The following is a 22,062-nucleotide window of genomic DNA, read 5'->3' on the forward strand; positions in this document are numbered from 1 at the left end:
TGGCGAAATGATTCAGGCCGCCACACAGGCCGGACGCTGGTAATAATTGTCGTACTGTCCGTCCGCTTGCAGCACAAAGCCCTGCCGCTGGTAAAAACCATTGGCGCGGCTGCCTTTCAGCACTTCCACCTGCACCGGCAGGCCCTGCTCGTCGGCTTCGGCCAGCAAGGCCTGCAATACCTGGCTGCCCAGCCCACGGCCATGCCAGGCCGGTTGCAGATAGAACTGGTCGATCAGCAGGCCATCTTCGGCTGGCTTGAGCGAAACACAGCCGACACGCTGGCCATTCACCACGATGTGACGGCAGTATTCCGGCTGGAAATGATCGGCAAAGCGCTGGCGGGCCCGCACCGGATCGTAACGTCCCAGTGCTTCCAGACTCACCCGCAAGGCCCGCAGACGCAGTGCCAGCAAGGCATCGAAATCGGCCGCGGAGGCCGGTGCGAAAGCAAAATCAATCATCATCACTCCTGACGGCTGCTTGGACTGCGGTTTGAGGGGGCTGACAGCAGAGAACGGCTTCAGTCGAACAAGGCCGCCATCTGACGGGCGGCGGCGGCGGGGTCGGGGGCGTCGAACAGGCCGCCAATCACTGCAATGGCACTGGCACCGGCTGCCACCACTTCAGCCGCATTTTCCGGGGTGATGCCGCCAATGGCGACCGAAGGCAGGCCCAGCTTTTTTGCTTCGGCAAACAGCGACAGCGGTGCTGCCACGGCATGCGGTTTGGTACGGGAAGGAAACACCGCGCCAAAAGCCACATAGCTGGCACCGTCGCGCGCGGCCTGTTCGGCCAGGCGGATGTCGTTGTAGCAGGACACGCCGATGATGGCATCCGCGCCCAGTACGGCACGGGCGTCGGCCACCGAGCCATCGGTCTTGCCCAGGTGCACGCCATCGGCCTGTACCGCGCGTGCCAGGGTGACGTCGTCATTGATCAGGAACAGCACCTGGCGGCTCTTGCACAGGCTGGCCAGCAAGCTGGCCTGACGCAGGCGGCGCACGGTGTTGTCGCTCTTGTTGCGGTATTGCAGGATGGCCACGCCGTTATCCAGCACGCGGCTGACCTTGGCCAGCAATTGCTCGCTGTCTTCTGCCTCCGGCGATACCGCATACAAGCCCTTAATCACTGTCACCCTCTGCTCCTTCTTCTTCGCGGGCCCAGAACATCCGGTCCGGGATGTATTGGCCCATGCCGGGACGGAAACCCGCCACCAGGCTTTGATAGGTATATTCCTGTGCTTCGCGCACCGCTTCGGGCAGCATCAGCCCGGTGGCCAGCATGCCGGCAATGGCCGAGGCCAAGGTGCAGCCCGAGCCATGATAGCTGCCCGGCAGCCGCTCCCAGCGGTCGGCACGCACCACGCCATTGGGACTGTACAGACTGTTTATGACTTCTTTGGTATTTTCGTGCGTGCCGGTAATCAATACATGCGGGCAGCCCAGTGCCAGCAGCCGTTTGGCACACTCGTCCAGGCTCAGTTCCTCGTCCTCGTCCGGGTCGTTCATCGCCAGCCGGCGGGCTTCCATGCTGTTGGGGGTGATGATGGATACCTGCGGAATCAGCAAGTCGCGCATGGCGGCAATCAGGTCGTCATCGGCCAGTTCGTGGCCGCCACCGCTGCGCAGCACCGGGTCCAGCACCACCGGCACGTCCGGATAGTCGGCAATCAGCTGTGCCACCACGGCCACGTTTTCCACGCTGCCCAGCATGCCGATCTTGAACACCAGCACCGGGATGTCTTCCAGCAGGAAGCGCGCCTGGTCGTTCACCATGTCGGCATCCAGCACCATGAAGTCGTCCACGCCCACCGTGTCCTGCACGGTAATGGCGGTAATCACGGACAAGGGGTGGCAACCCAGGCTGGCCAGGGTGAGAATGTCGGCCTGGATACCGGCGCCGCCGGAAGGGTCGGAACCAGCCAGGGTGAGTACTGCTGGTGGAGGGGGCAATGTGGACAAGGCGGTAACCTCTTTGGTCAGATCGTGCGGCAGCAATTAGAATGCCTATTTTAACCGAGCTTGGAATAAACGTATGCGCACCTGGATGTGTCTGATTTGCGGTTTCATCTACGACGAAGAAGCCGGGCGGCCGGAAGACGGCATCGCGCCGGGAACTCCGTGGGAAGATGTCCCGCCCAACTGGACCTGTCCCGATTGCGATGCCCGCAAGGACGATTTCGAAATGGTGGAAATCTGAGCTGGCGGCACGCATGCACTCACGGCCCAAGGCCGTGGCAAGGAATGTGGCATGAATCAAGTTTGCAGAAAAGTCTTTTCCCACGCGGCGCTACTGCTGGCACTGGTGGGCTGTGCCCAGGTCAACACCACCAATAGCGGTGTGGTGGGCATCAACCGCAGCCAGAGCATGTGGCTGAGCGCGCAGGAGGTGGAGCAGTCCTCGGCCAAATCCTACGCAGGCCAGCTCAGCCAGGCACGCAGCGCGGGCAAACTCAATACCGACAAAGTACTGACTGCCCGGGTAAAACGGGTGGCGCAGCGGCTGATTGCCCAGACGCCGGTGTTTCGTCCGGATGCCGCCAGCTGGAAGTGGGAAGTCAATGTGGCGCAGACGCCGGAGCTGAACGCCTACGCCATGGCCGGCGGCAAGATCATGGTGTATTCCGGCCTGGTGACACGCTTGCAGCTGACGGATGACGAAATGGCAGCGGTGATCGGCCATGAAATCGCCCATGCGTTGCGCGAACACAGCCGGGAAACCCTGAGCCAGGCCTATGCCCAGCAGATGGGCCTGTCGGTAGTGGGTTCGCTGGCCGGGCTCAGCCAGAGCCAGCTCAACCTGGCCGGCATGGTGACGGATGTCACGCTGAGCAAGCCGCACAGCCGCACCATGGAATCCGAAGCCGACATCATTGGCCTGGAGCTGATGGCGCGCGCCGGTTACAACCCCAATGCCGCAGTGAATGTATGGAACAAGATGATGAGCGCCGGTGGCGGCAGCGGGCCGGAATTCCTCTCCACCCACCCGTCCGGGCCCACGCGCATCAGCGACTTGCAGGCGCACATCCCGCAAGTCATGCCTTTGTATCTGCAAGCAAAACGCGGTTGAGCACGCTGTTTCACGTGAAACAGCCTCCGGCAATCGCCTGAATGGAGTCTGAATTGGCTTACCTGTATCTGAAGGCTTTTCACATCATTTTTGTCACCTCGTGGTTTGCCGGGCTGTTTTACCTGCCACGCATCTTCGTCAACCTGGCCATGGCTGCACCGGGCGCCGAATACGACCGCCTGCTACTGATGGCGCGCAAGCTCTACCGCTTCACCACCCCGCTGGCGGTGCTGGCGCTGGCACTGGGCCTGGTGCTGTGGCTGGGCTTTGGCATTGCCGGGGGCTGGCTGCATGCCAAGCTCACCCTGGTGGCGCTGCTGATTGCCTATCACCTGTACTGCGGCAAGCTGTACCGCGACTTTGTTGCCGGGGCCAATCGCCACAGCCATGTGTGGTACCGCTATTTCAATGAAATTCCGGTGCTGGCGCTGTGTGCGGTGGTCATCCTGGTGGTGGTCAAACCTTTCTGAATTTATTTGGCTCACACGGAGCCGGGCGATGCGCCCGCAACTGGAAATCAAGCATGGGACTGGAAATCGAACGCCGTTTTGTCATTGCCAATGATGGCTGGCGCGGCCTGGCCGCAGGCATGCAATACCGCCAGGGTTATCTGTCGGTAGAAAAGGAACGCACCGTGCGGGTGCGTATCGTGGGTGATCAGGCCTGGCTCACCCTCAAGGGCAATATCAGCGACATCAGCCGCCACGAATTCGAATACACCATCCCGCTGACCGATGCCCGGACCATCATGGACGCCATGTGCCCGATGGTGGTGGACAAGCTGCGTCACCGTATCGAGTTTGGCGGCTTTGTCTGGGAAGTGGACGAGTTCTTTGGCGACAACGCCGGGCTGGTGCTGGCGGAAATTGAGCTGCCGGCGGAAGACACCCCGTTTGCCAAGCCGGACTGGGTGGGCGCGGAAGTCACCGAAGACGGGCGTTATACCAATGCCTATCTGTCCAAGAACCCCTACAACAGCTGGCCGCAGCGCTGAAATGCCAACACTGGCCAGCCCGGCTGTGGAAAAATAACGCTTTCGCCAGCATGGATACCGCACGGTACATGCCCTGCACCACTGGCAAACCCGATTCCGGCAGCAAACCAGGCTGGTTTGCGCCCTACCCGTCATAAGGAAACAGCATGTCCCGCAATCTCGAACTGTTTGAACGTGGCAAGAAAACCATCCCCGGTGGTGTCAATTCGCCGGTACGGGCCTTCGGCTCGGTGGGCGGCACGCCGCGCTTTGTGAAAAAGGCGCTGGGCGCACACTTCTGGGATGCCGACGACAAACAGTACATCGACTACATCGGCTCCTGGGGCCCGGCCATCGTCGGTCATGCCCACCCCACCGTGATCAAGGCGGTGCAGGATGTGGCGGTGGATGGCCTGTCCTTTGGCGCGCCCACCGAAGCGGAAATCGAGATTGCCGAGGAAATCTGCAAGCTGCTGCCCTCGGTGGAGCAAGTACGTCTGGTGTCTTCCGGTACCGAAGCCACCATGAGCGCTATCCGTCTGGCACGTGGCTTTACCGGCCGTGACGCCATCGTCAAGTTTGAAGGCTGCTACCACGGCCACTCCGACAGCTTGCTGGTGAAGGCCGGTTCCGGCCTGCTGACTTTTGGTAATCCTTCTTCCGGTGGTGTTCCGGCCGACTTCACCAAGCACACCCTGGTGCTGGAGTACAACAACGTCGAGCAGCTGGAACGCACCTTCAAGGAAATCGGCGACCAGATCGCCTGCGTCATCCTGGAGCCGATTGCCGGCAACATGAACCTGATCAAGCCGTCGGCAGAATTCGTGCACGCCCTGCGCGCGCTGACCGAAAAACACGGCACGGTGCTGATCTACGACGAAGTGATGACCGGTTTCCGTGTTGATCTGGGCTGCGCCCAGGCCCTGCACGGCGTCAAGCCGGACCTCACCACGCTGGGCAAGGTGATTGGCGGTGGCATGCCGCTGGCGGCCTTTGGTGGCCGTGCTGACATCATGGGCTGCATCTCGCCGCTGGGTAATGTATATCAGGCCGGCACCCTGTCCGGTAACCCGGTGGCCGTGGCTGCAGGCCTCACCACGCTGAAGCTGATCCAGGAACCGGGCTTCCATGCCACCCTCAGCCGCCGTACCGCCCGTCTGGCCGAAGGCCTGGCCGAGGCCGCCAAAGAGGCAGGTGTCAGCATGGTCACCGACAGCGTGGGCGGCATGTTCGGCATCTACTTCTGCGATGCCGTACCCACCAGCTACGCCCAGGTGACCGCCTCCGACCGCGAACGCTTCAACTGCTTCTTCCACGCCATGCTGGACGAAGGCGTGTACCTGGCGCCGTCGGCCTACGAAGCCGGTTTTGTTTCCATCGCCCATACCGACGAAATCATCGAACAGACCATCGCCGCCGCCCGCCGCGCACTGGCGCGCATCTGAGCGCAGGTCTCATCTGCAAGGGCCGCTGCTTTGCAAGCGCCCGACAGCCCAACCGTCCACCCTTGGTGGGCGGTTTTTGTTTGTCCGCGCCGCTTGGCAAACTGCCATCAACAGCGGGTCTCAGGCACAATAGCCCAGCCCAAACAAACCGCTGTTTTCCGTTTCCTTGCAGATGAATATCACCTTCCCCCAGCGCCTGGCCTGGCGCATTCTGGCCAATGAAGCCGGTATCCGCCTTACCCCCTGCATCCAGCAGCCAGAAGGCGCGGGCTGGAGCCGTGGCCGCGTGCTGCCGCTGGGGCGCTTGCTGGATCAGGCCGCGCAATGGGACTGGCTGAGCGCGCAGGACCGCCTGGTGATAAACCAGCTTGAACGCACCCATCAGCTGGCCGATGGCAGCAGCCTGGCCGAGCTGGAAGGCGAAGCCGCCCTGCCCTTGCTGCTGGGCCACCCGGCCCTGTTCTGGGAAGAACAGCCGGATCAGCCGGTCACGCTGGAAGCAGGCCAGATCAGCCTGCTGCTACAGCGCCAGCAACAGCAGATGGTGTTGCAACTGAGCCCGCCCGGCATTGCCGCCTGTCAGCATTGCCTGTGGCAGCGCAGCGGGCCGAACAGCCTGCTGGTGTACTGGCCGGGGCCGGAAATCCGCCAGCTGGCAGCCTTGCTCGGTCACCGCCTGACCGTGCCGCTGGCGGCGCGCAAAAAGCTGCTGGAAGCCATTGGCGACATGGTGCCGTGGCTGCCGGTGGAACTGGTGGAGGCGGATGATGGTGCCGACCTGCCCGCCATGCCGGCCGACCCCCGCTTGTTTGCCGTGCTCACTCCGCTGCCCGAGGGACTGCGCCTGCAACTGCGCTGCCGGGTGGCGGAACAGGCCGCCTGGTATCCGCCGGGGCGCGGGCCATGGCAGCAGGTGGCGCTGGAACAGGGCCAGGCTATCCGCTTTCAGCGTCAGTTGGGCGAGGAAAAACAGGCATTGGCGGCCTTGCTGGAGGATTGCCCGGCGCTGGCAGCAGCAAGGCCCGACCCGGATGGTGTGCTGCAATGGTTACTGGCCAATCAGCAACAGGCCTTGCAAGTCGTACAGCAGTTGCAGCAATTGCAGGCCATGGCTCCGCAGCGGCTGGAATGTGTCTGGCCGCAAGGTCAGCGCATGCGCATCCAGGCCCAGGCCGGCTTGCCGCAGCTGCGGTTGAAAACCAGACGCAAGAATGGCTGGCTGGAAGTGACGGGTGAAGTGCAGGTGGATGAGGACCGGGTACTGCAATTGCGCCAGCTGCTGGAAGCGCTGGCCAATCAGCCCGGCCAGTACCTGCGCCTGTCCGAGCAGGACTGGCTGGTACTCTCCGACAGTCTGCAAGCCAGCTTGCAGCAATTGGCCCGGCTTGCCGATCACGCGATTACTGATGGCCTGCGCCTCAGCCTGCTGGCCGCCCCCTTGCTGGCCGGGCTGAGTGAGGACATCGGCCAGTTTGACGGCGATGCCGGCTGGCAGCAGTTGCAGGCGCGGTGGGACAGTCTGCGGGATTATCAGCCCGTAGTCCCCGCCACGCTGCAAGCCAGCTTGCGGCCTTATCAGCTGCAAGGCTTTGCCTGGCTGTCGCGGCTGGCGCATATCGGTGCCGGGGCCTGCCTGGCCGACGACATGGGGCTGGGCAAGACCGTGCAGACGCTGGCCTTGCTGCTCAGCCGTGCGCATCTGGGGCCGCAACTGGTGGTGGCACCCACCTCGGTGGCGCTCAACTGGCTGGCCGAAGCCGCCCGCTTCGCCCCCAGCCTGCGCTTGCGCCCTTATCAACAGCAGCGCGACTTATCCACAGTCGGGCCGCAGGATCTGGTCATTGCCAGTTACGGCCTGCTGCAATTGCAGGCGGACGACTTTGCCGACGTGCACTGGGCCAGCGTGGTGCTGGACGAGGCGCAGGCCATCAAGAATGCGGGTACCAAGCGTGCGCAGGCGGCACAAGGCTTGCGCGCCGATTTCCGCCTGGCCGCCAGCGGTACGCCGGTGGAAAACCATCTGGGCGAATTGTGGAGCCTGTTCCGCTTCATCACTCCCGGCTTGCTGGGCAATGAGGAGCGCTTCCAGCAGCGTTTTGCCCAGCCTATCGCCGGAGGTGATGAAGAAGCTCGCGCCACCCTCAAGGCGCTGATCCAGCCCTATCTGTTACGCCGCACCAAGGCCGAGGTGCTGACCGAGCTGCCGCCGCGCACCGACATCACCCGCCGCATTGCGCTGTCCGAGCAGGAGCTGCATGTCTACGAAGCCATGCGCCAGCAGGCCTTGCAAAAGCTGGCCGAGGTGGACAGTCAGGAAAAGAAGACCATGCAGGTACTGGCCGAACTGACCCGCTTGCGCCGCTTCTGCTGCCACCCGGCCTTGCTGCAAGCGGACACCGCCCTGCCCGCCAGCAAGTTTGCCTTTTTCTGCCAGCTGATGACCGAGCTACTGGACAACGGCCACAAGGTGCTGGTGTTCAGCCAGTTTGTCGATCATCTGGCACTGGCCCGGCAATGGCTGGATGAACAAGGCATTGCCTACCAGTATCTGGACGGTGCCACGCCGGGCAAGCAGCGCAAGGCGCGCATGGATGCCTTCCAGGCTGGCGAGGGCGAGGTATTTCTGATCAGCCTGAAAGCCGGTGGCACCGGGCTGAACCTGACCGCAGCTGACTATGTGATTCATCTGGACCCGTGGTGGAACCCGGCGGTGGAAGACCAGGCCAGCGACCGCGCCTACCGCATGGGCCAGCAGCGGCCAGTTACCGTGTACCGGCTGGTGGCGGAAAACACCATCGAAGAGAAAATCGTCGCCCTGCATGCGGAAAAACGCGCACTGGCCGACAGCCTGCTGGAAGGTGGTGATCTGGCGGCCAGACTGGATGGCGAGGCACTGCTGGCGCTGTTGCAGTCGTTCTGACCCCAGGGGACGACGCCATTCTGTCAGCCGCCCCAAGCACCATGGCCGCTAGTGGCTGAACTGCTGGAACAGCCGCTTGCGCAGTTCGGCAATGCCGCTGCCCACTGCAGACGACAGGCGGCTGTAGTGTGATGGCCCGACCGCCAGTGCTTCGCTGGCGGCATCAAACTCTCCCCGGTTGATGAGTTCTGCCACCCGTGCCGCTTCCCGATGGAATTCGCGGTGGTTATCCACCAGCTGCTGGTAGGCCGCATAGTGACAGCAGTTGATCCGGCCTTCTTCCTGCAACCAGCGGCCCAGTTCGCAGCCGCAGTCATCTGCTATCTGTGCGCAGTCCAGCTTTCTGCCTTCCAGCATGGCCATGCGCAATTGCAGTTTCATTTCAAAATGCAGCAGTAGGGCATCTTCTAGATTCATGCCATTTCTCCGCCATCTCGTCCCCGAGCTGTCAATATAGACAGGGAGAATCCGTCAAAGCCAGCCCGGTTTCAAGCGTCATGACTTTAATTGAAGCATTTTGACGGACAGATACTGCGTGACGGTGGCCTGGCTGCAGTTGACGGAGCGATGGCAGACGCCCGGGTTTGGCTCTTGTTCAGTGGGGTAGCGGGCTGCACAACTCCAGCAGCATGCCGTCCGGACAACGCAGGAAAGACACCGTCTGGTCCCAGGGTTTGACTTGTGGTGCCGCCAGCTCCTCGGCACCGGCCGCCAGTGCTGCCTGGTGTGCCGCAGCCACATCATCGGTGGCCAGGGCGATTTCCACTCCCACCGGCAGTGCACCTTCATCGGCAAAGCGAAAGCCTGCCGGATGATTGCTCAGGGCCAGCGCCTTGCTGGCGAAAGACAGGGTGGTGTCGCCGGTATCCAGCTCGCCATAGTCGCCTTCCGGGGTGATAAAGCGGCGCGAGAAGCCGAAGGCTGTTTCAAAAAAGGCCAGGGAACTGGCGACATCCGCCACATAAACAATGGTGTAGGCAAATTTCATTCTGCTTCCTTTCCGGAGGTGGGGCGAGGTAGCTGTTCCCGCGCCAGTGTGATGATGCTGGTGATGGCCTGCCGTGCTTGTGGGCTGTTATGCCAACAGCTGGAGCCAATTGCCTGCGCCACTTGCCAGGTGATGTCGGCGGCATCCTGGTCCGCCAACTGACTCAGACTGCTGAAGCCGATCTGTTCCAGGCGGGCGATGACTGTCGGGCCAACCCCCTTGAGAGCAAGCAGTTGCTGGCGTTCTTCAGCGGTAAACGGCATGGGTGTGCTCCTGCTGGAATATTTATGATATGTGGATGGATGGCTCGCAGGCACCAAGGTTCCGCAGCAGGACCATGAAATTAGCCAGTAGAAAGTGATGGCATGTCGCGCACCCTGCTTGGGTCTGGGTGCAAAAAAGCCACCGGCTGGCGGTGGCTGTGGGCGGTCAAGGCAGGTGGCAGTGCAGCTACTAGTCCAGCTGACCGGCCAGCGCGGCCAGCACCCGCGCACTGGTGGCTTGCGGATGCGCGGTGATGCGCAGCATGTGGCGGACCGCCGGGTGTTGCGGGCGGTGAATGGCCACCCCGCTTTGCAGCAGATGACGCTGGATGGCCTCGGCCTGCAAGGCGTCCGGGTAGGCCACGCAGACAAAATTGGTGTGCGATGGCAGTGGCGTCAGGCCCTGGTCGTAGAGTGCATGGCTCAGGTGATGGCGCAGGGTGATGGTTTGCGCCACCAGCTTGCGCGAGTAGTCCGGGTCGTCCAGCACGATCTGGGCCGCCGCCTGGGCAATGCTGGACAGCGCGTATTGCGGGCGGATCTGGTCGGCCTTGGCAATGATGTCGGCACTGGCAATGGCAAAGCCAACCCGCAGGCCGGCCAGCGCATAGGCCTTGGACAGGGTGCGCAGGCGCAGCGTATGCGGCAGGATGCCGGCAGGCGGCGCATCAGCGGCATCGGTACAGAAGTCGACATAGGCTTCGTCCAGCAGCAGCAGGGTGTGCGGCGGTAGCGCCGCACGCAGGGTGCGGATGTCTTCTGCTTGCCAGTAGTGGCCGGTGGGATTATCCGGGTTGGCCAGATACAGCACCGAGGCATGCTCGGCGCGGGCTACTTCCGCCAGCCGTGCCAGGTCGGGCTGCAAGTGCTGACCGCGCTGGCAATACGGCACTTCCAGCACGCGGGCCCCTACCCCTTCGGCAAAGTAGCGGAAGGTGGGATAGGTGCCTGCGGTGGTGACGACGGCATCGCCCGGATTGCAGGTCAGGCGCAGTGCCAGCAGGATCAGGCTGTCAGCACCGGTGTCGAACAGCACTTCATCCGGGCTCACGCCATTGAGTCTTGCCGCGCGCTCGCGCAAGGCATGCGCGTACGGGTCCGGATACAGTCTGGCCATTTCCGCCAGGGCCTTGCCCAGTTCACCGGCCAGCGGCGATACCGGGTCGGGCAGGCTTTCATTCGAGCCGATACGGGTCTTGATGCGGTGGCCCAACGCCGTTTCCAGCTTCACGATGCCGGGAAACGGGTTGACGATGGTGTGGTGTTCCAGATGACGGGCAAAACGGGTCATGGCAGATTTTCGTCCTTCGGGCAGCCCATTCTAGATGTGTTCATCAGGTGGACAAATCAGCTTGTCTGCTAACGATAGCAAGCAAACGGCAAAGCCGGTATCAATGGCCGCGCAGTGTAGTGCCTGCATTTTCCGCTTTGGCAGACAGACAGGTAAAAAATCGCAAAGCCGGACTTTACGGCGCCGGACGGGCCTGTGCCGCCGGAGCGGATGCCTGGGCATGACCCGGCTGCTGTTTGGGAAGAAACAGGTTGCCCTTGTAGCCGCAGGCAGTCACGACAAGACTCAGCGCAACACAGGTAAGCAGGGTTCGCAGCATGAAATGTAGTCCGATGTGGCAAAATCGGCAGTCTAGCACACCGCAATTCAAGGAAGAGACGACATGAACGAAAGCGAATTTCTGGATGTGACCGACCGCATTTTCAGCCGAATCGAAGATGCCATTGATGATGCCGGACTGGATGCCGACTTCGTCACCAATGGCAATGTGCTGGAAATCGAATTCGACGATGGCGGCAAGATCGTGGTGAACCGTCATGCCGCCAATCAGGAACTGTGGATTGCCGCCAAGAGCGGTGGCTATCACTTTGCCTGCAAGGACGGCCAGTGGCTGGCCACCCGTGACGGTGCCGAATTCTTTGCCACCCTGCGCCGCGCCATAGCTGAGGCCTGCGGCCAGCCTGATCTGGAGCTGGACATCTGATGCAAGCCGTCTGGCTGGCGCTGGGCGGGCTGGTGCTTTCCGCGTTTACCTCGGCCACCATCCTGCCCGGCAATTCCGAACTGGTGCTGGCGGCTTTTCTGTACAAATGGCCGGACTGGCTGTGGCCTGCCCTGCTGCTGGCCACCGTGGCCAACACCGCAGGCAGCGCCACCAGTCTGTGGCTGGGCTACCGCGCCCCGCGCAAGGAACTGTCACCAAGGCTGGAGCGCTGGTTTGCCCGCTTTGGCCCGGCGGTGCTGGTGCTGTCCTGGGTGCCGGTGATTGGTGATGCCCTGCCGCTGGCCGCCGGCTGGCTGCGTTTGCCGTGGACTGCCAGCCTGTGCTGGCTGACCGTGGGCAAGGCCGCGCGTTATCTGGTGCTGGCCTGGGGCGTGGTGGCATTGGCCTGAGTGGAAACAAGGGGTTGGCGCTGGCTGCGCCTGAGGGTTTACAATTCGGCCATTACTTATCAAGAGCTTCCATGAGCCAACATATTCCCCGCAAACGCTTTGGCCAGAACTTCCTGCAAGACGCCAGCGTGATTGAAAACATCGTGCATGCGGTCAACCCGCAGCCGGACGATGTGGTCATCGAAATCGGCCCCGGCCTGGGGGCCATCACCAAGCCGCTGCTGGATCGCCTGCCCCATCTGCACGTGGCAGAAATCGACCGCGACATCATTGCCCGGCTGAAGAAGGAATTCCCGCCGGAACGCCTGACCATCCACGAAGGCGATGCGCTCAAGTTCGACTTCGGCTCCATCACCGATGGTGCATTCAAGATTGTCGGCAACCTGCCCTACAACATTTCCACCCCGCTGCTGTTTCACCTGGCCAGCTTTGGCCAGCGTGTCACCGACATGCATTTCATGTTGCAAAAAGAAGTGGTGGACCGCATGCTGGCCGAACCTTCAACGGCCGATTTCGGTCGCCTGACAGTGATGCTGCAGTACCGCTTTGAAATGGAACTGGTGCTGAACGTGCCGCCGGACGCCTTCTGGCCGCCACCGAAGGTGGATTCCGCTGTGGTACGCATGATTCCGGCTCCGGGCCGCTGTGGTGTGGCCAAGGATGAGCAACAACTGGAAGAACTGGTCACCAAGGCCTTCTCCCAGCGCCGCAAGACCTTGCGCAACAACCTCAAGGGCGTGCTGGAACTGGCCGATTTCGAAGCGCTGGGCATAGACCCGGGCCTGCGGCCGGAAAACCTGAGCGTGGAAGATTTTGTCCGCATGGCGAACCGTCTGTCAGACTGAACTGTCGCAACAAGTTGACAAAGGGGCTGCTGCCAGCTGCCCTTGTTGCAGTGCCACTTGCATTCTGCCGCCCACTGGCAGCAGAATCGCAAACTTTTCACCCCCGACCGATACGGGGGGATAAATACAGGGAGAGCCGCCCATCTCAAGAGGCGGTGACTGTAAGCAGGAGGCCCGTGACGGGCTGACGGGATGGCAAACGGGGGTTTGCCGCAGGTACCCGCCAGTCACAAGCGTGTTCCTGTCGCTGGTTAATCCAGCCTATAACAGCAGTGCCTGCGGCCTGATGGCTGAGGGCAGTGAATCGATCAAGGACCCCAGGAGAAACTGATTATGAAGCTTTGCACCCGTCTCATTTGCGCAGCAACCCTGGCCGCTCTGGCCAGCACCCCGGCCATGGCCGCCGAACTGACCGGCACCCTGAAGAAAATCAAGGAAACCGGTGTCATCGTGCTGGGCAACCGTGACGCCTCCATCCCTTTCTCCTACTACGACAATAACCAGAAGCCGGTTGGCTACTCGGTAGACCTTGCCAACAAGGTTGTCGAAGAAGTGAAGAAAGAGCTGAAAATGCCGAACCTGCAGGTCAAGTACAATCTGGTGACCTCGCAAACCCGTATTCCGCTGGTACAAAACGGTACCGTCGACCTGGAATGTGGCTCCACCACCAATAACGTGGAACGCCAGAAGCAAGTGGCCTTCTCGGTGGGCATCTTTGAAATCGGCACCCGTCTGCTGACCGCCAAGACTTCCGGCGTGAAAGACTTTGCCGACCTCAAGGGCAAGAACGTGGTGACCACTGCCGGTACCACCTCCGAACGCCTGCTCAAGGCCATGAATGCCGAGAAGCAACTGGGCATGAACATCATCTCCGCCAAAGACCATGGCGAATCCTTCCTGATGCTGGAATCCGGCCGCGCCGTTGCCTTCATGATGGACGACGCCCTGTTGTACGGTGAAATGGCCAAGGCCAAGAACCCCGCCAACTGGGTGGTGACCGGCAAGCCGCAGTCCTTCGAAATCTACGGCTGCATGCTGCGCAAGGACGACGCTGCCTTCAAGAAGGTGGTGGACGATGCCATCAAGGCCACCTACAAGTCCGGCGAAGTGAACAAGATCTACGCCAAGTGGTTCACCAGCCCGGTTCCGCCCAAGGGCCTGAACCTGAACTTCCCGATGTCCGAAGTGGTGAAGGAACTGATCGCCAAGCCGACCGACAAGGCCGCCGAATAAGCGATTCCTTCCTGTAGTGCAGATGATGAGCCGGCAGATGCCGGCTCAATTGCTGCTGCCTGTTCTCCTGCCTTGCCAACGGCTATAACGGCAAAACGGGTGGCGGCAGTGCATCTGCCTTTGCTGTCTGCCCAAGGGCAGGCAGGGACTTCATCCGACTGCCAGTGTTTCCCGCAACCGGGAGGCATGCGGCTGTCGGCAGCGGACGCTTGCGTCTGCTTGCATCAGGAGAAAAACATGAATTACCACTGGGACTGGGGCATTTTCTTCAAGTCCACCGGTGTCGGCAGCGAAATCTACCTGAACTGGTTTGTGTCCGGTCTGGGCTGGACCATCGCCGTGGCGCTGGCCGGCTGGATCATCGCCCTCGCACTCGGTTCGGTCCTGGGCGTGATGCGCACCTTGCCGGGCAAGCTGTTGCCCGCCATTGCCACCGCCTATGTCGAACTGTTCCGCAACGTACCGCTGCTGGTGCAGCTGTTCATCTGGTACTTCCTGGTACCGGACTTGCTGCCCACGCCGCTGGAAATGTGGTTCAAGCAGGGCATCAGCCCGGCAACTTCGGCTTATCTGTCGGTGGTGGTGTGCCTGGGGCTGTTTACCGCAGCACGGGTGTGCGAACAGGTGCGTACCGGCATTCAGGCCTTGCCGCGCGGCCAGAACAATGCTGCGCTGGCCATGGGCTTCACCACTGCGCAGACCTACCGCTTCGTGCTGCTGCCGCAGGCTTTCCGCGTGATCATTCCGCCGCTCACCAGCGAGTTCCTGAACATTTTCAAGAACTCCTCGGTGGCGTCGCTGATCGGCCTGATGGAGCTCTTGGCGCAAACCAAGCAGACCGCCGAGTTTTCCGCCAACATCTTCGAAGCCTTCACCCTGGCAACGCTGATCTACTTTGTCCTCAACATGAGCCTGATGGGCTTCATGGCCTGGGTGGAAAAGCGGGTACGCATTCCCGGCATGATGGGAGGTAGCAAATAATGGCTCTCGATTTCAGTCAGATCATCCCCGCCCTGCCTGGCCTGGCCGATGGCATGGCGCTGACGCTCAAACTGCTGGTGATGGCAGTGGGCGGCGGCGTGGTGCTGGGTACCCTGCTGGCATTGGCACGTCTGTCGGACAACCTGTTGCTGTCGCGGCTGGCCAAGTGGTACGTCAATTACTTCCGTTCCATCCCCCTGCTGCTGGTCATTTCCTGGTTCTACCTGGTGGTGCCCATGGTGCTCAGCTGGATTACCGGCGATTTGACCCCGGTCGGCGCATTCACCTCCTGCCTGGTGGCCTTCGTGATGTTCGAGGCGGCGTATTTCTCCGAAATTGTCCGTGCCGGCATCCAGTCCATTTCGCGCGGGCAGATCAATGCCGCCTACGCACTGGGCATGACCTACAGCCAGGCCATGCGGCTGGTGATCCTGCCGCAGGCCTTTCGCAAAATGATGCCGCTGCTGTTGCAGCAAAGTATCATCCTGTTCCAGGACACCTCGCTGGTGTATGCGGTAGGCTTGATGGACTTTCTCAACACCGCCCGTTCCAAGGGCGATATCGTGGGTTTGCCGCATGAATTCCTGCTGTTTGCCGGAGCGGTATACTTCGTGATCAGTTTTGGCGCGTCGCAATGCGTGAAGCGTCTGCAAAAAAGGTTGGCGGTATGAGCGCGATGATTAGCATCAACAATGTAAGCAAGTGGTATGGCGATTTCCAGGTGCTGACCGATTGCACCACTGGCGTGAAAAAAGGCGAAGTGGTGGTGGTGTGCGGCCCGTCCGGTTCCGGCAAGTCCACCCTCATCAAGTGCGTCAATGCACTGGAACCCTTCCAGAAGGGTGAAATCATTGTCGACGGCATCTCGGTGGGCGACCCGAAAACCGATCTGCCCAAGCTGCGTAGCCGTGTCGGCATGGTGTTCCAGCACTTCGAGCTGTTTCCGCACTTGTCCATTACCGAAAACCTGGCCATTGCCCAGGTCAAGGTACTGGGCCGCAGTCAGGAAGAAGCACGCGACAAGGGCCTGAAGCTGCTGGACCGGGTTGGCCTGAAAGCCCATGCGCACAAGTTCCCCGGCCAGTTGTCCGGTGGTCAGCAACAGCGCGTGGCCATTGCCCGTGCGTTGGCGATGGACCCGATTGCCATGCTGTTTGACGAGCCCACCAGTGCGCTGGACCCGGAAATGATCAACGAAGTGCTGGACGTGATGACCGAGCTGGCCCAGGAAGGCATGACCATGATGTGCGTAACCCACGAAATGGGTTTTGCCCGTCGTGTGGCGCATCGCGTCATCTTCATGGACAAGGGTGCCATCGTGGAGGACTGCGAGAAGGACGCCTTCTTCGGCGATATCAATGCCCGCTCCGAACGTGCCCGCCAGTTCCTGTCCAAGATCCTGCAACACTGAGAGCATCAGTCAGCAGCCCGAAACCCGGCCCCGGCCGGGTTTTTTCATGCCCGGACTCTTTTGATGCGCCGCAGATGGACGCGAGATGGCCGGTGCAGCCCAGCTGGGACTGGCCACGACGCGCAATTAGAATATAACTGTTACAAGTGATTTAAATAATGTTATATTATTCAGCAGGAAAATTACCTGATAACCTGCTCACAGCACGCCTACACTGAAATCAGCTACCACTTGATTGCCGCCGACCCACCCATGTATTCAACCCGCTACCTAGGGCGACAGCCCATCGTCGATGCCAACCAGCAACTGGTGGCATACGAATTGTTGTTCCGCTCCAGCCACGTCAATGTGGCCAAGGTGAATGATGATGTGATGGCCACCACGGCGGTGATCCGTCACGCCTTTGTCGATCTGGGAGTGGGTGAAGTGCTGGGCGACCGTCTGGGTTTCATCAATGTCAGTGAAACCCTGTTGATGGATGATCTGCTGGATGTGCTGCCCTGTGACAAGGTGGTGCTGGAAATCCTGGAAACGGTGAAGGTGTCACCCCCCTTGCTGGAACGACTGGCGCAATTGCGGCAAAAGGGTTTCCGGCTGGCCATGGATGATGTCATCGAACTGGATGCCGACCGCCGCGCGCTGTTGCCGCTGGTGGACATCGTCAAGATTGACCTGGTGGCGCTCAGCCTGTTGCAATTGCGCCAACTGGTGGCCGATCTGGCCGGCTTCCCCGGCATTCTGCTGGCAGAGAAGGTGGACACGGTAGAACAGTTCGAACTGTGCCGCGAATTGGGCATACAGTGGTTTCAGGGTTATTTCTTTGCCCGCCCTACCGTGCTGTCCACCCGCCAGGCCAATGCCAGCCAGCACGCCATGCTCAGCCTGCTCGGCCTGTTGATGAGCGATGCCGACAACGAGGAACTGGCCCAGGCGCTGAAACTGGCCCCGGATGTGGTGTTGATGCTGATGAAGCTCAGCAGCACGGCATCCATTGCCACCCGCCGGCCGGTGTCCTCGGTGCAGGAGGCCATCATGGTGCTGGGCCGCGCCAAGATCAAACGCTGGTCGATGCTGCTGCTGTTTGCCAGCAATGCCACCAATGTTGAGCCACAGCGCAATCCGCTGCTGGAGCTGGCCGCCACGCGCGGGCGCATCATGGAGCTACTGGCCGAGGCCTGCTACCCCGAGCGTCGTGATGTGCAGGAAAGCGCTTTCATGATTGGCATGCTGTCGCTGGTGGATGTCCTGGTGCAGCAGCCCAAGGCCGAGGCGATTGCCAGCCTGCCCATCGAGGAAAGCCTGAAAGAAGCCGTGCTGGAAGGCCGCCACCTGCTGGGTGAACTGTTGCAGGTGGCCGAATCGCTGGAAAACGAAGCGACGCCGCATCCGAAAGGATACGACCCGGAAATGCTGCTGCGGGTGGAAACCCAGGCGCTGGACTGGGTCAACAGCATGTGGAAGTAACCAGGCCGGCCAAAGGCCAGCCTCAGTTCCCCGTCCCCTCCTCGTCCTGCAAGCGGCTGAGAAAACCCTGCACCCGCTCATTGTCCCTTGGCAGCCAGGCCAGGATCTCATGCAGCATCTGGTCGAACTCGGCCGTATCCTGATTTTTCTTGCGTAGCTGCTCGCGCACCCGCAGCAAGATGGCACAGGCATTCATGCCGGTACGCTCGTTGTACAGGCGCATCGCCATTTCGTGCAGCATGCGCCCGGCTTCTGCGGCCCGTCCCTCGGTGGTCAGCTCTACCGCGCGGTTGCTTTCCTCCTGCAACTGGGCGTATGCCTGTTCGATCAGCTCGCAGCAATGGGGATGCTTGCGGGCAATTTCCAGCAAGGTGGACAGCTCGTGCCGGCTATAGGCAAAGCGCATGGTGATGGTGCGGGTCCATTCTTCCAGCAAGGCCGGGTCGGTCAGGGTTTCCGGCAGCCGTACCACCGCCCCCAGAAAGCGCTGTGCCGCTTCAAAGTGGACAAAGGGCTTGAGCAGGTCGCCAGACGCCTGCTTGAGCAAGGCCAGCGCCTCTTCGGCACGCTGCTGCACCAGGGCAGTCAGCGCACGACAGGTGTGCAGGGTGAACTGGGCCTCGGGCCGGTCAGCCAGGCTGGCACTGATTTCGGCCTGCAAGCGGTCAATGAATTGCGTATTGCCGGTTTCCGAGTAGGCCTGTAACAGGTCGATCAATACTTCCGGGCCGAAAAAATTGTTGTTGCGGCCGATTTCCACCGCCCTTTGCAAATACTGGGCACCCTTTTCCGGGTCGCCCGAACGCAAGGCTGCCGTGCCGCAGCTTTTCAGCCGGTGGAAATTGCGCGGGGAAATACTCACGGCCTTCTCCAGCACGTCCACCGCCTGGGCATACTGGCCTTCGTCGATCAGGTTTTGCGCCAGCAAATCGTAGGCATCGGTGTACAGCGGCGCATCCTGAATGATTTCCTTCAGCAGTGCGCTGGATTCGCCCTGCATGCCCTGGTCGGCCTGAATGCGGGCCACCCCCATCTTGGCCCAGGGGATGACCTTGCTTTCCAGCAGCTCCTGATAAATGTGCAATGCCTCGCCCTGACGGCCTTCGGTCACCAGTAGCTCGGCACACAGACGGTTGGCATCAATGCGGTTGGCTGTCCCCGGTGCAGAGGCCGCCAGTTGCTGCAAGGTGTTGATGGCGGCACTACGGTTGCCCTTTTCCAGCTGCTCATGCGCCGGTGCCAGAAACTGTTTGCGCTTGTGCGCATTGTTCATGCGTGTCAGCAGCAGGTTGGAATTGAAGGGCTTGAGGATGTAGTCATCCGGCGCCATTTCCGCCGCGGCCACCACCCGTTCGTATTTGCGCTCGCCGGTAATCATGATCCAGATGGTGGACAAGGGCAGCGTGCCGGTCTTGCGCAGCGCCTCCAGCAATTCCTGGCCATCCATGCCATCGCCCAGATTGTAGTCACACAGCACCACATCAAAGCGCCGTCCCTTCAATCGGGCCCGGCCTTCGGCCGCACTGCTGACCGCATCCGAGCGGGTGATGCCGGCCATGGACAACATGGTGCGCAGGCCCTGGCGGACGGTCAGGGAGTCCTCGATGATGAGGACGGTGGTGTTTTCATCAAAATACATGCAGGCATTTCCGCAAGGCCGGGCCGGAGGCGCACCGCGTGGCCGGCCGGCTCAGTCCCGGTTCAGACGATATCCAGATGGTCGATGCCATCCAGCGGGTCACGTCCCTTGGAGCTTTCGCTATACAGTTTGATTTTCAGGCGCAGGTCGTTGATGGAGTCCGCATTGCGCAGCGCATCCTCGTAGCTGACATAGCCGGCTTCAAACAGGTCGAACAGCGACTGGTCGAAGGTTTGCATGCCCGACTCGCGCGAGCGGCTCATTACTTCCTTGAGCCCGGCCACCTCGCCCTTGAAGATCATGTCGGAAACCAGCGGGGTATTGAGCAGGATTTCCACCGCCGCCACTCGGCCGCGGCCCGACTTGAGCGGCAGCAGGCGCTGCGAAATGATGGCGCGCATGTTCAGCGACATATCCATCAGTACTTGCTGGTGACGTTCTTCCGGGAAGAAGTTCAGAATCCGGTCCAGCGCCTGGTTGGCATTGTTGGCATGCAGGGTAGCCAGGCACAGGTGGCCGGTCTCGGCAAACTGCAAGGCGTAGCCCATGGTTTCCCGATCGCGGATTTCCCCCATCAGGATCACATCCGGAGCCTGGCGCAGGGTGTTTTTCAGGGCGATTTCCCAGTCTTCGGTATCCACCCCCACCTCACGCTGGGTCACGATGCACTTCTTGTGCTGATGCACGTACTCGATCGGGTCCTCGATGGTGATGATGTGGTCCTGGTTGTGGCTGTTGCGCCAGTCCACAAGTGCTGCCAGCGACGTGGATTTGCCCGAACCGGTACCGCCGACAAAAATCACCAGACCACGCTTGATCAGCGAAATATCCTGCAATACCTCCGGCATGTTCAGCTTGTCGAAGGTCGGGATTTCGGTGTTGATCTTGCGCAGCACCATGCCGGCACAGCCTTGCTGGATGAAGGCACTCACCCGGAAACGGCCGATGCCCGGCGGGTTGATGGCAAAGTTGGCCTCTTTTTTCGACTCGAATTCTTCGGTCTGCCGGTCGTTCATCACCGAGCGCACCAGCTCCTTGGTGTGCTGGGCCGACAAAGGTTGCGGTGCCACCGGGGTGATCTTGCCGTCAATCTTCATGGCCGGTGGAAATTCCGCCGAAATGAAGATGTCCGAAGCGTTCTTGCCCACCGCATGCTTGAGCAGATCGTGAATGAATTTTGATGCCTGGTCTTTTTCCATGATGGCCATCCGGTGAGGCTAGCGTGCCTGTTTCAGTTTAGAACGCATCCTTGGACGCTGCTTTCTGGCGTGCCTCGCTGGGGGCAACAATATTGCGCCGTACCAGCTCCTGCAGACACTGGTCCAGCGTTTGCATGCCGTATTGCTGGCCGGTCTGGATCATCGAGTTGATCTGCGCAATCTTGTTTTCGCGAATCAGGTTGCGAATGGCCGGCGTGCCGATCATGATTTCATGCGCAGCCACCCGGCCACTGCCATCCTTGGTCTTGAGCAGGGTTTGCGAAATCACCGCCCGCACCGATTCGGACAGCATGGAGCGCACCATTTCCTTTTCGCCGGCCGGGAATACGTCGACGATACGGTCGATGGTCTTGGCGGCCGAGCTGGTATGCAGGGTGCCGAATACCAGGTGACCGGTTTCCGCCGCAGTCAGCGCCAGCCGGATGGTTTCCAGATCGCGCAATTCACCCACCAGAATCACGTCCGGGTCTTCACGCAAGGCCGAACGCAGGGCATTGGAAAAACTGTGGGTCTGCAAACCCAGTTCACGCTGGTTGATCAGCGATTTCTTGCTTTCATGCACGAATTCGATCGGGTCTTCCACGGTGAGGATGTGCGAAAAATTGTTTTCGTTCACATAGTCCACCATGGCCGCCAGCGTGGTGGACTTACCCGAACCGGTAGGGCCGGTCACCAGTACCAGGCCACGCGGGTAGCTGGAAATGTCCTGGAAAATCTTGGGTGCGCCCAGTTGCTCCAGCGTCAGCACCTTGGACGGAATCACACGGAATACCGCGCCCATGCCACGGTTCTGCACAAAGGCATTTACCCGGAAACGGGCGATGCCGGGCAGTTCGAAGGAAAAGTCGCATTCGAACTCATCCTCGAAAATCTTGCGCTGATAGTCGTTCATGATGTCGTACACCATATCGTGTACATCATGATGATCCATCGGCGGCAGGTTGATACGGCGTACATCGCCGTTGACCCGGATCATCGGAGGCAAACCGGCCGACAGGTGCAAGTCGGATGCCTTGTTCTTGACGGTAAAGGCCAAGAGCTCGGAAATTTCCATTTATAATTTCTCCACGATTACCCGGCAGCGGGCATGACGCTAAGGTATTTTTCCGATTGTAAGCGCAAGCCGTTGCAAAAGCATATGCAGACCGCAATACAGCCCGCATGGCTACCCGATTCGTTGTAGCTGAGGGTTCATCCACGCCACAA

General features: G+C 60.8%; 25 protein-coding genes. 14 read left to right on the top strand and 11 right to left on the bottom strand.

Annotated elements, in window-relative coordinates:
• Positions 1–12: 12 nt before the first annotated feature.
• The 3 genes from ACE3SE_RS07225 to thiD are packed head-to-tail and all read right to left on the bottom strand — an operon-like array spanning position 13 to position 1,998.
• The gene (locus ACE3SE_RS07225; protein ID WP_062788974.1) at positions 13–465 is read right to left on the bottom strand and encodes a GNAT family N-acetyltransferase; all 453 of its coding nucleotides are present in this window, start codon (positions 463–465) and stop codon (positions 13–15) included.
• Between the two features lie 56 nt (positions 466–521).
• Entirely contained in the window at positions 522–1,136 is a 615-nt protein-coding gene (thiE, locus tag ACE3SE_RS07230) for a thiamine phosphate synthase (protein ID WP_045845916.1), read from the bottom strand.
• Positions 1,123–1,998, bottom strand: coding sequence for a hydroxymethylpyrimidine/phosphomethylpyrimidine kinase (thiD, locus tag ACE3SE_RS07235; protein WP_242673585.1), 876 nt, complete (start codon positions 1,996–1,998; stop codon positions 1,123–1,125). Before thiD ends, thiE begins: the two co-directional genes overlap by 14 nt.
• A gap of 37 nt (positions 1,999–2,035) precedes the next feature.
• On the opposite strand from thiD, the gene ACE3SE_RS07240 reads away from it, so the two are divergent.
• From ACE3SE_RS07240 to ACE3SE_RS07265, 6 genes are all read left to right on the top strand, one after another.
• A complete protein-coding gene (locus tag ACE3SE_RS07240) occupies positions 2,036–2,200 on the top strand; it encodes a rubredoxin (protein WP_045845915.1) in 165 nt (54 codons plus the stop codon).
• A 51-nt stretch (positions 2,201–2,251) separates the two neighbouring features.
• Positions 2,252–3,070: a M48 family metallopeptidase gene (locus ACE3SE_RS07245; RefSeq protein WP_374554375.1), complete on the top strand. Its 819-nt coding sequence runs from the start codon at positions 2,252–2,254 to the stop codon at positions 3,068–3,070.
• 41 nt (positions 3,071–3,111) lie between these two features.
• Positions 3,112–3,540: a CopD family protein gene (locus ACE3SE_RS07250; RefSeq protein WP_045845913.1), complete on the top strand. Its 429-nt coding sequence runs from the start codon at positions 3,112–3,114 to the stop codon at positions 3,538–3,540.
• A gap of 53 nt (positions 3,541–3,593) precedes the next feature.
• Positions 3,594–4,064 (top strand): CYTH domain-containing protein, encoded by a 471-nt coding sequence (locus ACE3SE_RS07255; protein ID WP_374554376.1) that lies wholly within the window; start codon positions 3,594–3,596, stop codon positions 4,062–4,064.
• A gap of 146 nt (positions 4,065–4,210) precedes the next feature.
• On the top strand, positions 4,211–5,488 hold the full coding sequence (gene hemL, locus ACE3SE_RS07260) for a glutamate-1-semialdehyde 2,1-aminomutase (RefSeq protein ID WP_374554377.1): 1,278 nt from the start codon (positions 4,211–4,213) through the stop codon (positions 5,486–5,488).
• A gap of 172 nt (positions 5,489–5,660) precedes the next feature.
• Entirely contained in the window at positions 5,661–8,408 is a 2,748-nt protein-coding gene (locus ACE3SE_RS07265; RefSeq protein ID WP_374554378.1) for a DEAD/DEAH box helicase, read from the top strand.
• Between the two features lie 48 nt (positions 8,409–8,456).
• Here ACE3SE_RS07265 and ACE3SE_RS07270 read toward each other — a convergent pair whose 3' ends face one another.
• From ACE3SE_RS07270 to lptM, 5 genes are all read right to left on the bottom strand, one after another.
• Positions 8,457–8,825 carry a CZB domain-containing protein gene (locus tag ACE3SE_RS07270; RefSeq protein WP_062788980.1) on the bottom strand — a complete coding sequence of 123 codons (369 nt, stop codon included), beginning with the start codon at positions 8,823–8,825 and terminating at the stop codon, positions 8,457–8,459.
• A gap of 178 nt (positions 8,826–9,003) precedes the next feature.
• A complete protein-coding gene (locus tag ACE3SE_RS07275) occupies positions 9,004–9,396 on the bottom strand; it encodes a VOC family protein (protein WP_374554379.1) in 393 nt (130 codons plus the stop codon).
• On the bottom strand, positions 9,393–9,659 hold the full coding sequence (locus ACE3SE_RS07280; protein WP_374554380.1) for a recombinase RecA: 267 nt from the start codon (positions 9,657–9,659) through the stop codon (positions 9,393–9,395). The genes ACE3SE_RS07275 and ACE3SE_RS07280 overlap by 4 nt, the downstream gene beginning before the upstream one ends.
• A gap of 190 nt (positions 9,660–9,849) precedes the next feature.
• A complete protein-coding gene (locus ACE3SE_RS07285; RefSeq protein WP_045845907.1) occupies positions 9,850–10,950 on the bottom strand; it encodes a pyridoxal phosphate-dependent aminotransferase in 1,101 nt (366 codons plus the stop codon).
• Positions 10,951–11,125: 175 nt separating this feature from the next.
• Complete coding sequence (lptM, locus tag ACE3SE_RS07290; RefSeq protein WP_162531908.1) at positions 11,126–11,269, bottom strand: LPS translocon maturation chaperone LptM; 144 nt, start codon at positions 11,267–11,269, stop codon at positions 11,126–11,128.
• A 63-nt stretch (positions 11,270–11,332) separates the two neighbouring features.
• Between lptM and cyaY the strand changes: the two genes are divergently transcribed.
• The 8 genes from cyaY to ACE3SE_RS07330 all read left to right on the top strand — a co-directional run bounded on the left by cyaY (position 11,333) and on the right by ACE3SE_RS07330 (position 17,997).
• Positions 11,333–11,653, top strand: coding sequence for an iron donor protein CyaY (cyaY, locus tag ACE3SE_RS07295; RefSeq protein ID WP_062788982.1), 321 nt, complete (start codon positions 11,333–11,335; stop codon positions 11,651–11,653).
• A complete protein-coding gene (locus tag ACE3SE_RS07300) occupies positions 11,653–12,063 on the top strand; it encodes a YqaA family protein (RefSeq protein WP_045845905.1) in 411 nt (136 codons plus the stop codon). The genes cyaY and ACE3SE_RS07300 overlap by 1 nt, the downstream gene beginning before the upstream one ends.
• A gap of 71 nt (positions 12,064–12,134) precedes the next feature.
• The gene (gene rsmA / locus ACE3SE_RS07305; RefSeq protein WP_045845904.1) at positions 12,135–12,908 is read left to right on the top strand and encodes a 16S rRNA (adenine(1518)-N(6)/adenine(1519)-N(6))-dimethyltransferase RsmA; all 774 of its coding nucleotides are present in this window, start codon (positions 12,135–12,137) and stop codon (positions 12,906–12,908) included.
• A 333-nt stretch (positions 12,909–13,241) separates the two neighbouring features.
• On the top strand, positions 13,242–14,141 hold the full coding sequence (locus tag ACE3SE_RS07310) for a glutamate/aspartate ABC transporter substrate-binding protein (RefSeq protein ID WP_045845903.1): 900 nt from the start codon (positions 13,242–13,244) through the stop codon (positions 14,139–14,141).
• A 237-nt stretch (positions 14,142–14,378) separates the two neighbouring features.
• The gene (locus ACE3SE_RS07315; RefSeq protein WP_045845902.1) at positions 14,379–15,122 is read left to right on the top strand and encodes an amino acid ABC transporter permease; all 744 of its coding nucleotides are present in this window, start codon (positions 14,379–14,381) and stop codon (positions 15,120–15,122) included.
• Entirely contained in the window at positions 15,122–15,793 is a 672-nt protein-coding gene (locus tag ACE3SE_RS07320) for an ABC transporter permease subunit (RefSeq protein ID WP_045845901.1), read from the top strand. Before ACE3SE_RS07315 ends, ACE3SE_RS07320 begins: the two co-directional genes overlap by 1 nt.
• A 5-nt stretch (positions 15,794–15,798) precedes the next feature.
• The gene (locus ACE3SE_RS07325; RefSeq protein ID WP_045845900.1) at positions 15,799–16,533 is read left to right on the top strand and encodes an amino acid ABC transporter ATP-binding protein; all 735 of its coding nucleotides are present in this window, start codon (positions 15,799–15,801) and stop codon (positions 16,531–16,533) included.
• A 252-nt stretch (positions 16,534–16,785) separates the two neighbouring features.
• Positions 16,786–17,997 carry an EAL and HDOD domain-containing protein gene (locus ACE3SE_RS07330; RefSeq protein WP_374554381.1) on the top strand — a complete coding sequence of 404 codons (1,212 nt, stop codon included), beginning with the start codon at positions 16,786–16,788 and terminating at the stop codon, positions 17,995–17,997.
• 22 nt (positions 17,998–18,019) lie between these two features.
• Here the strand turns inward: ACE3SE_RS07330 and ACE3SE_RS07335 are convergent, their stop codons facing one another.
• From ACE3SE_RS07335 to ACE3SE_RS07345, 3 genes are all read right to left on the bottom strand, one after another.
• Positions 18,020–19,636, bottom strand: a complete 1,617-nt coding sequence (locus ACE3SE_RS07335; RefSeq protein ID WP_374554382.1) for a response regulator — start codon at positions 19,634–19,636, stop codon at positions 18,020–18,022.
• A gap of 62 nt (positions 19,637–19,698) precedes the next feature.
• Positions 19,699–20,835: a PilT/PilU family type 4a pilus ATPase gene (locus ACE3SE_RS07340; RefSeq protein ID WP_131356737.1), complete on the bottom strand. Its 1,137-nt coding sequence runs from the start codon at positions 20,833–20,835 to the stop codon at positions 19,699–19,701.
• Positions 20,836–20,872: 37 nt separating this feature from the next.
• On the bottom strand, positions 20,873–21,910 hold the full coding sequence (locus tag ACE3SE_RS07345) for a type IV pilus twitching motility protein PilT (protein ID WP_045845898.1): 1,038 nt from the start codon (positions 21,908–21,910) through the stop codon (positions 20,873–20,875).
• Between the last annotated feature and the right edge of the window lie 152 nt (positions 21,911–22,062).

This window comes from Aquitalea pelogenes, assembly GCF_041914625.1.
Classification (GTDB): Bacteria; Pseudomonadota; Gammaproteobacteria; order Burkholderiales; family Chromobacteriaceae; genus Aquitalea; species Aquitalea pelogenes.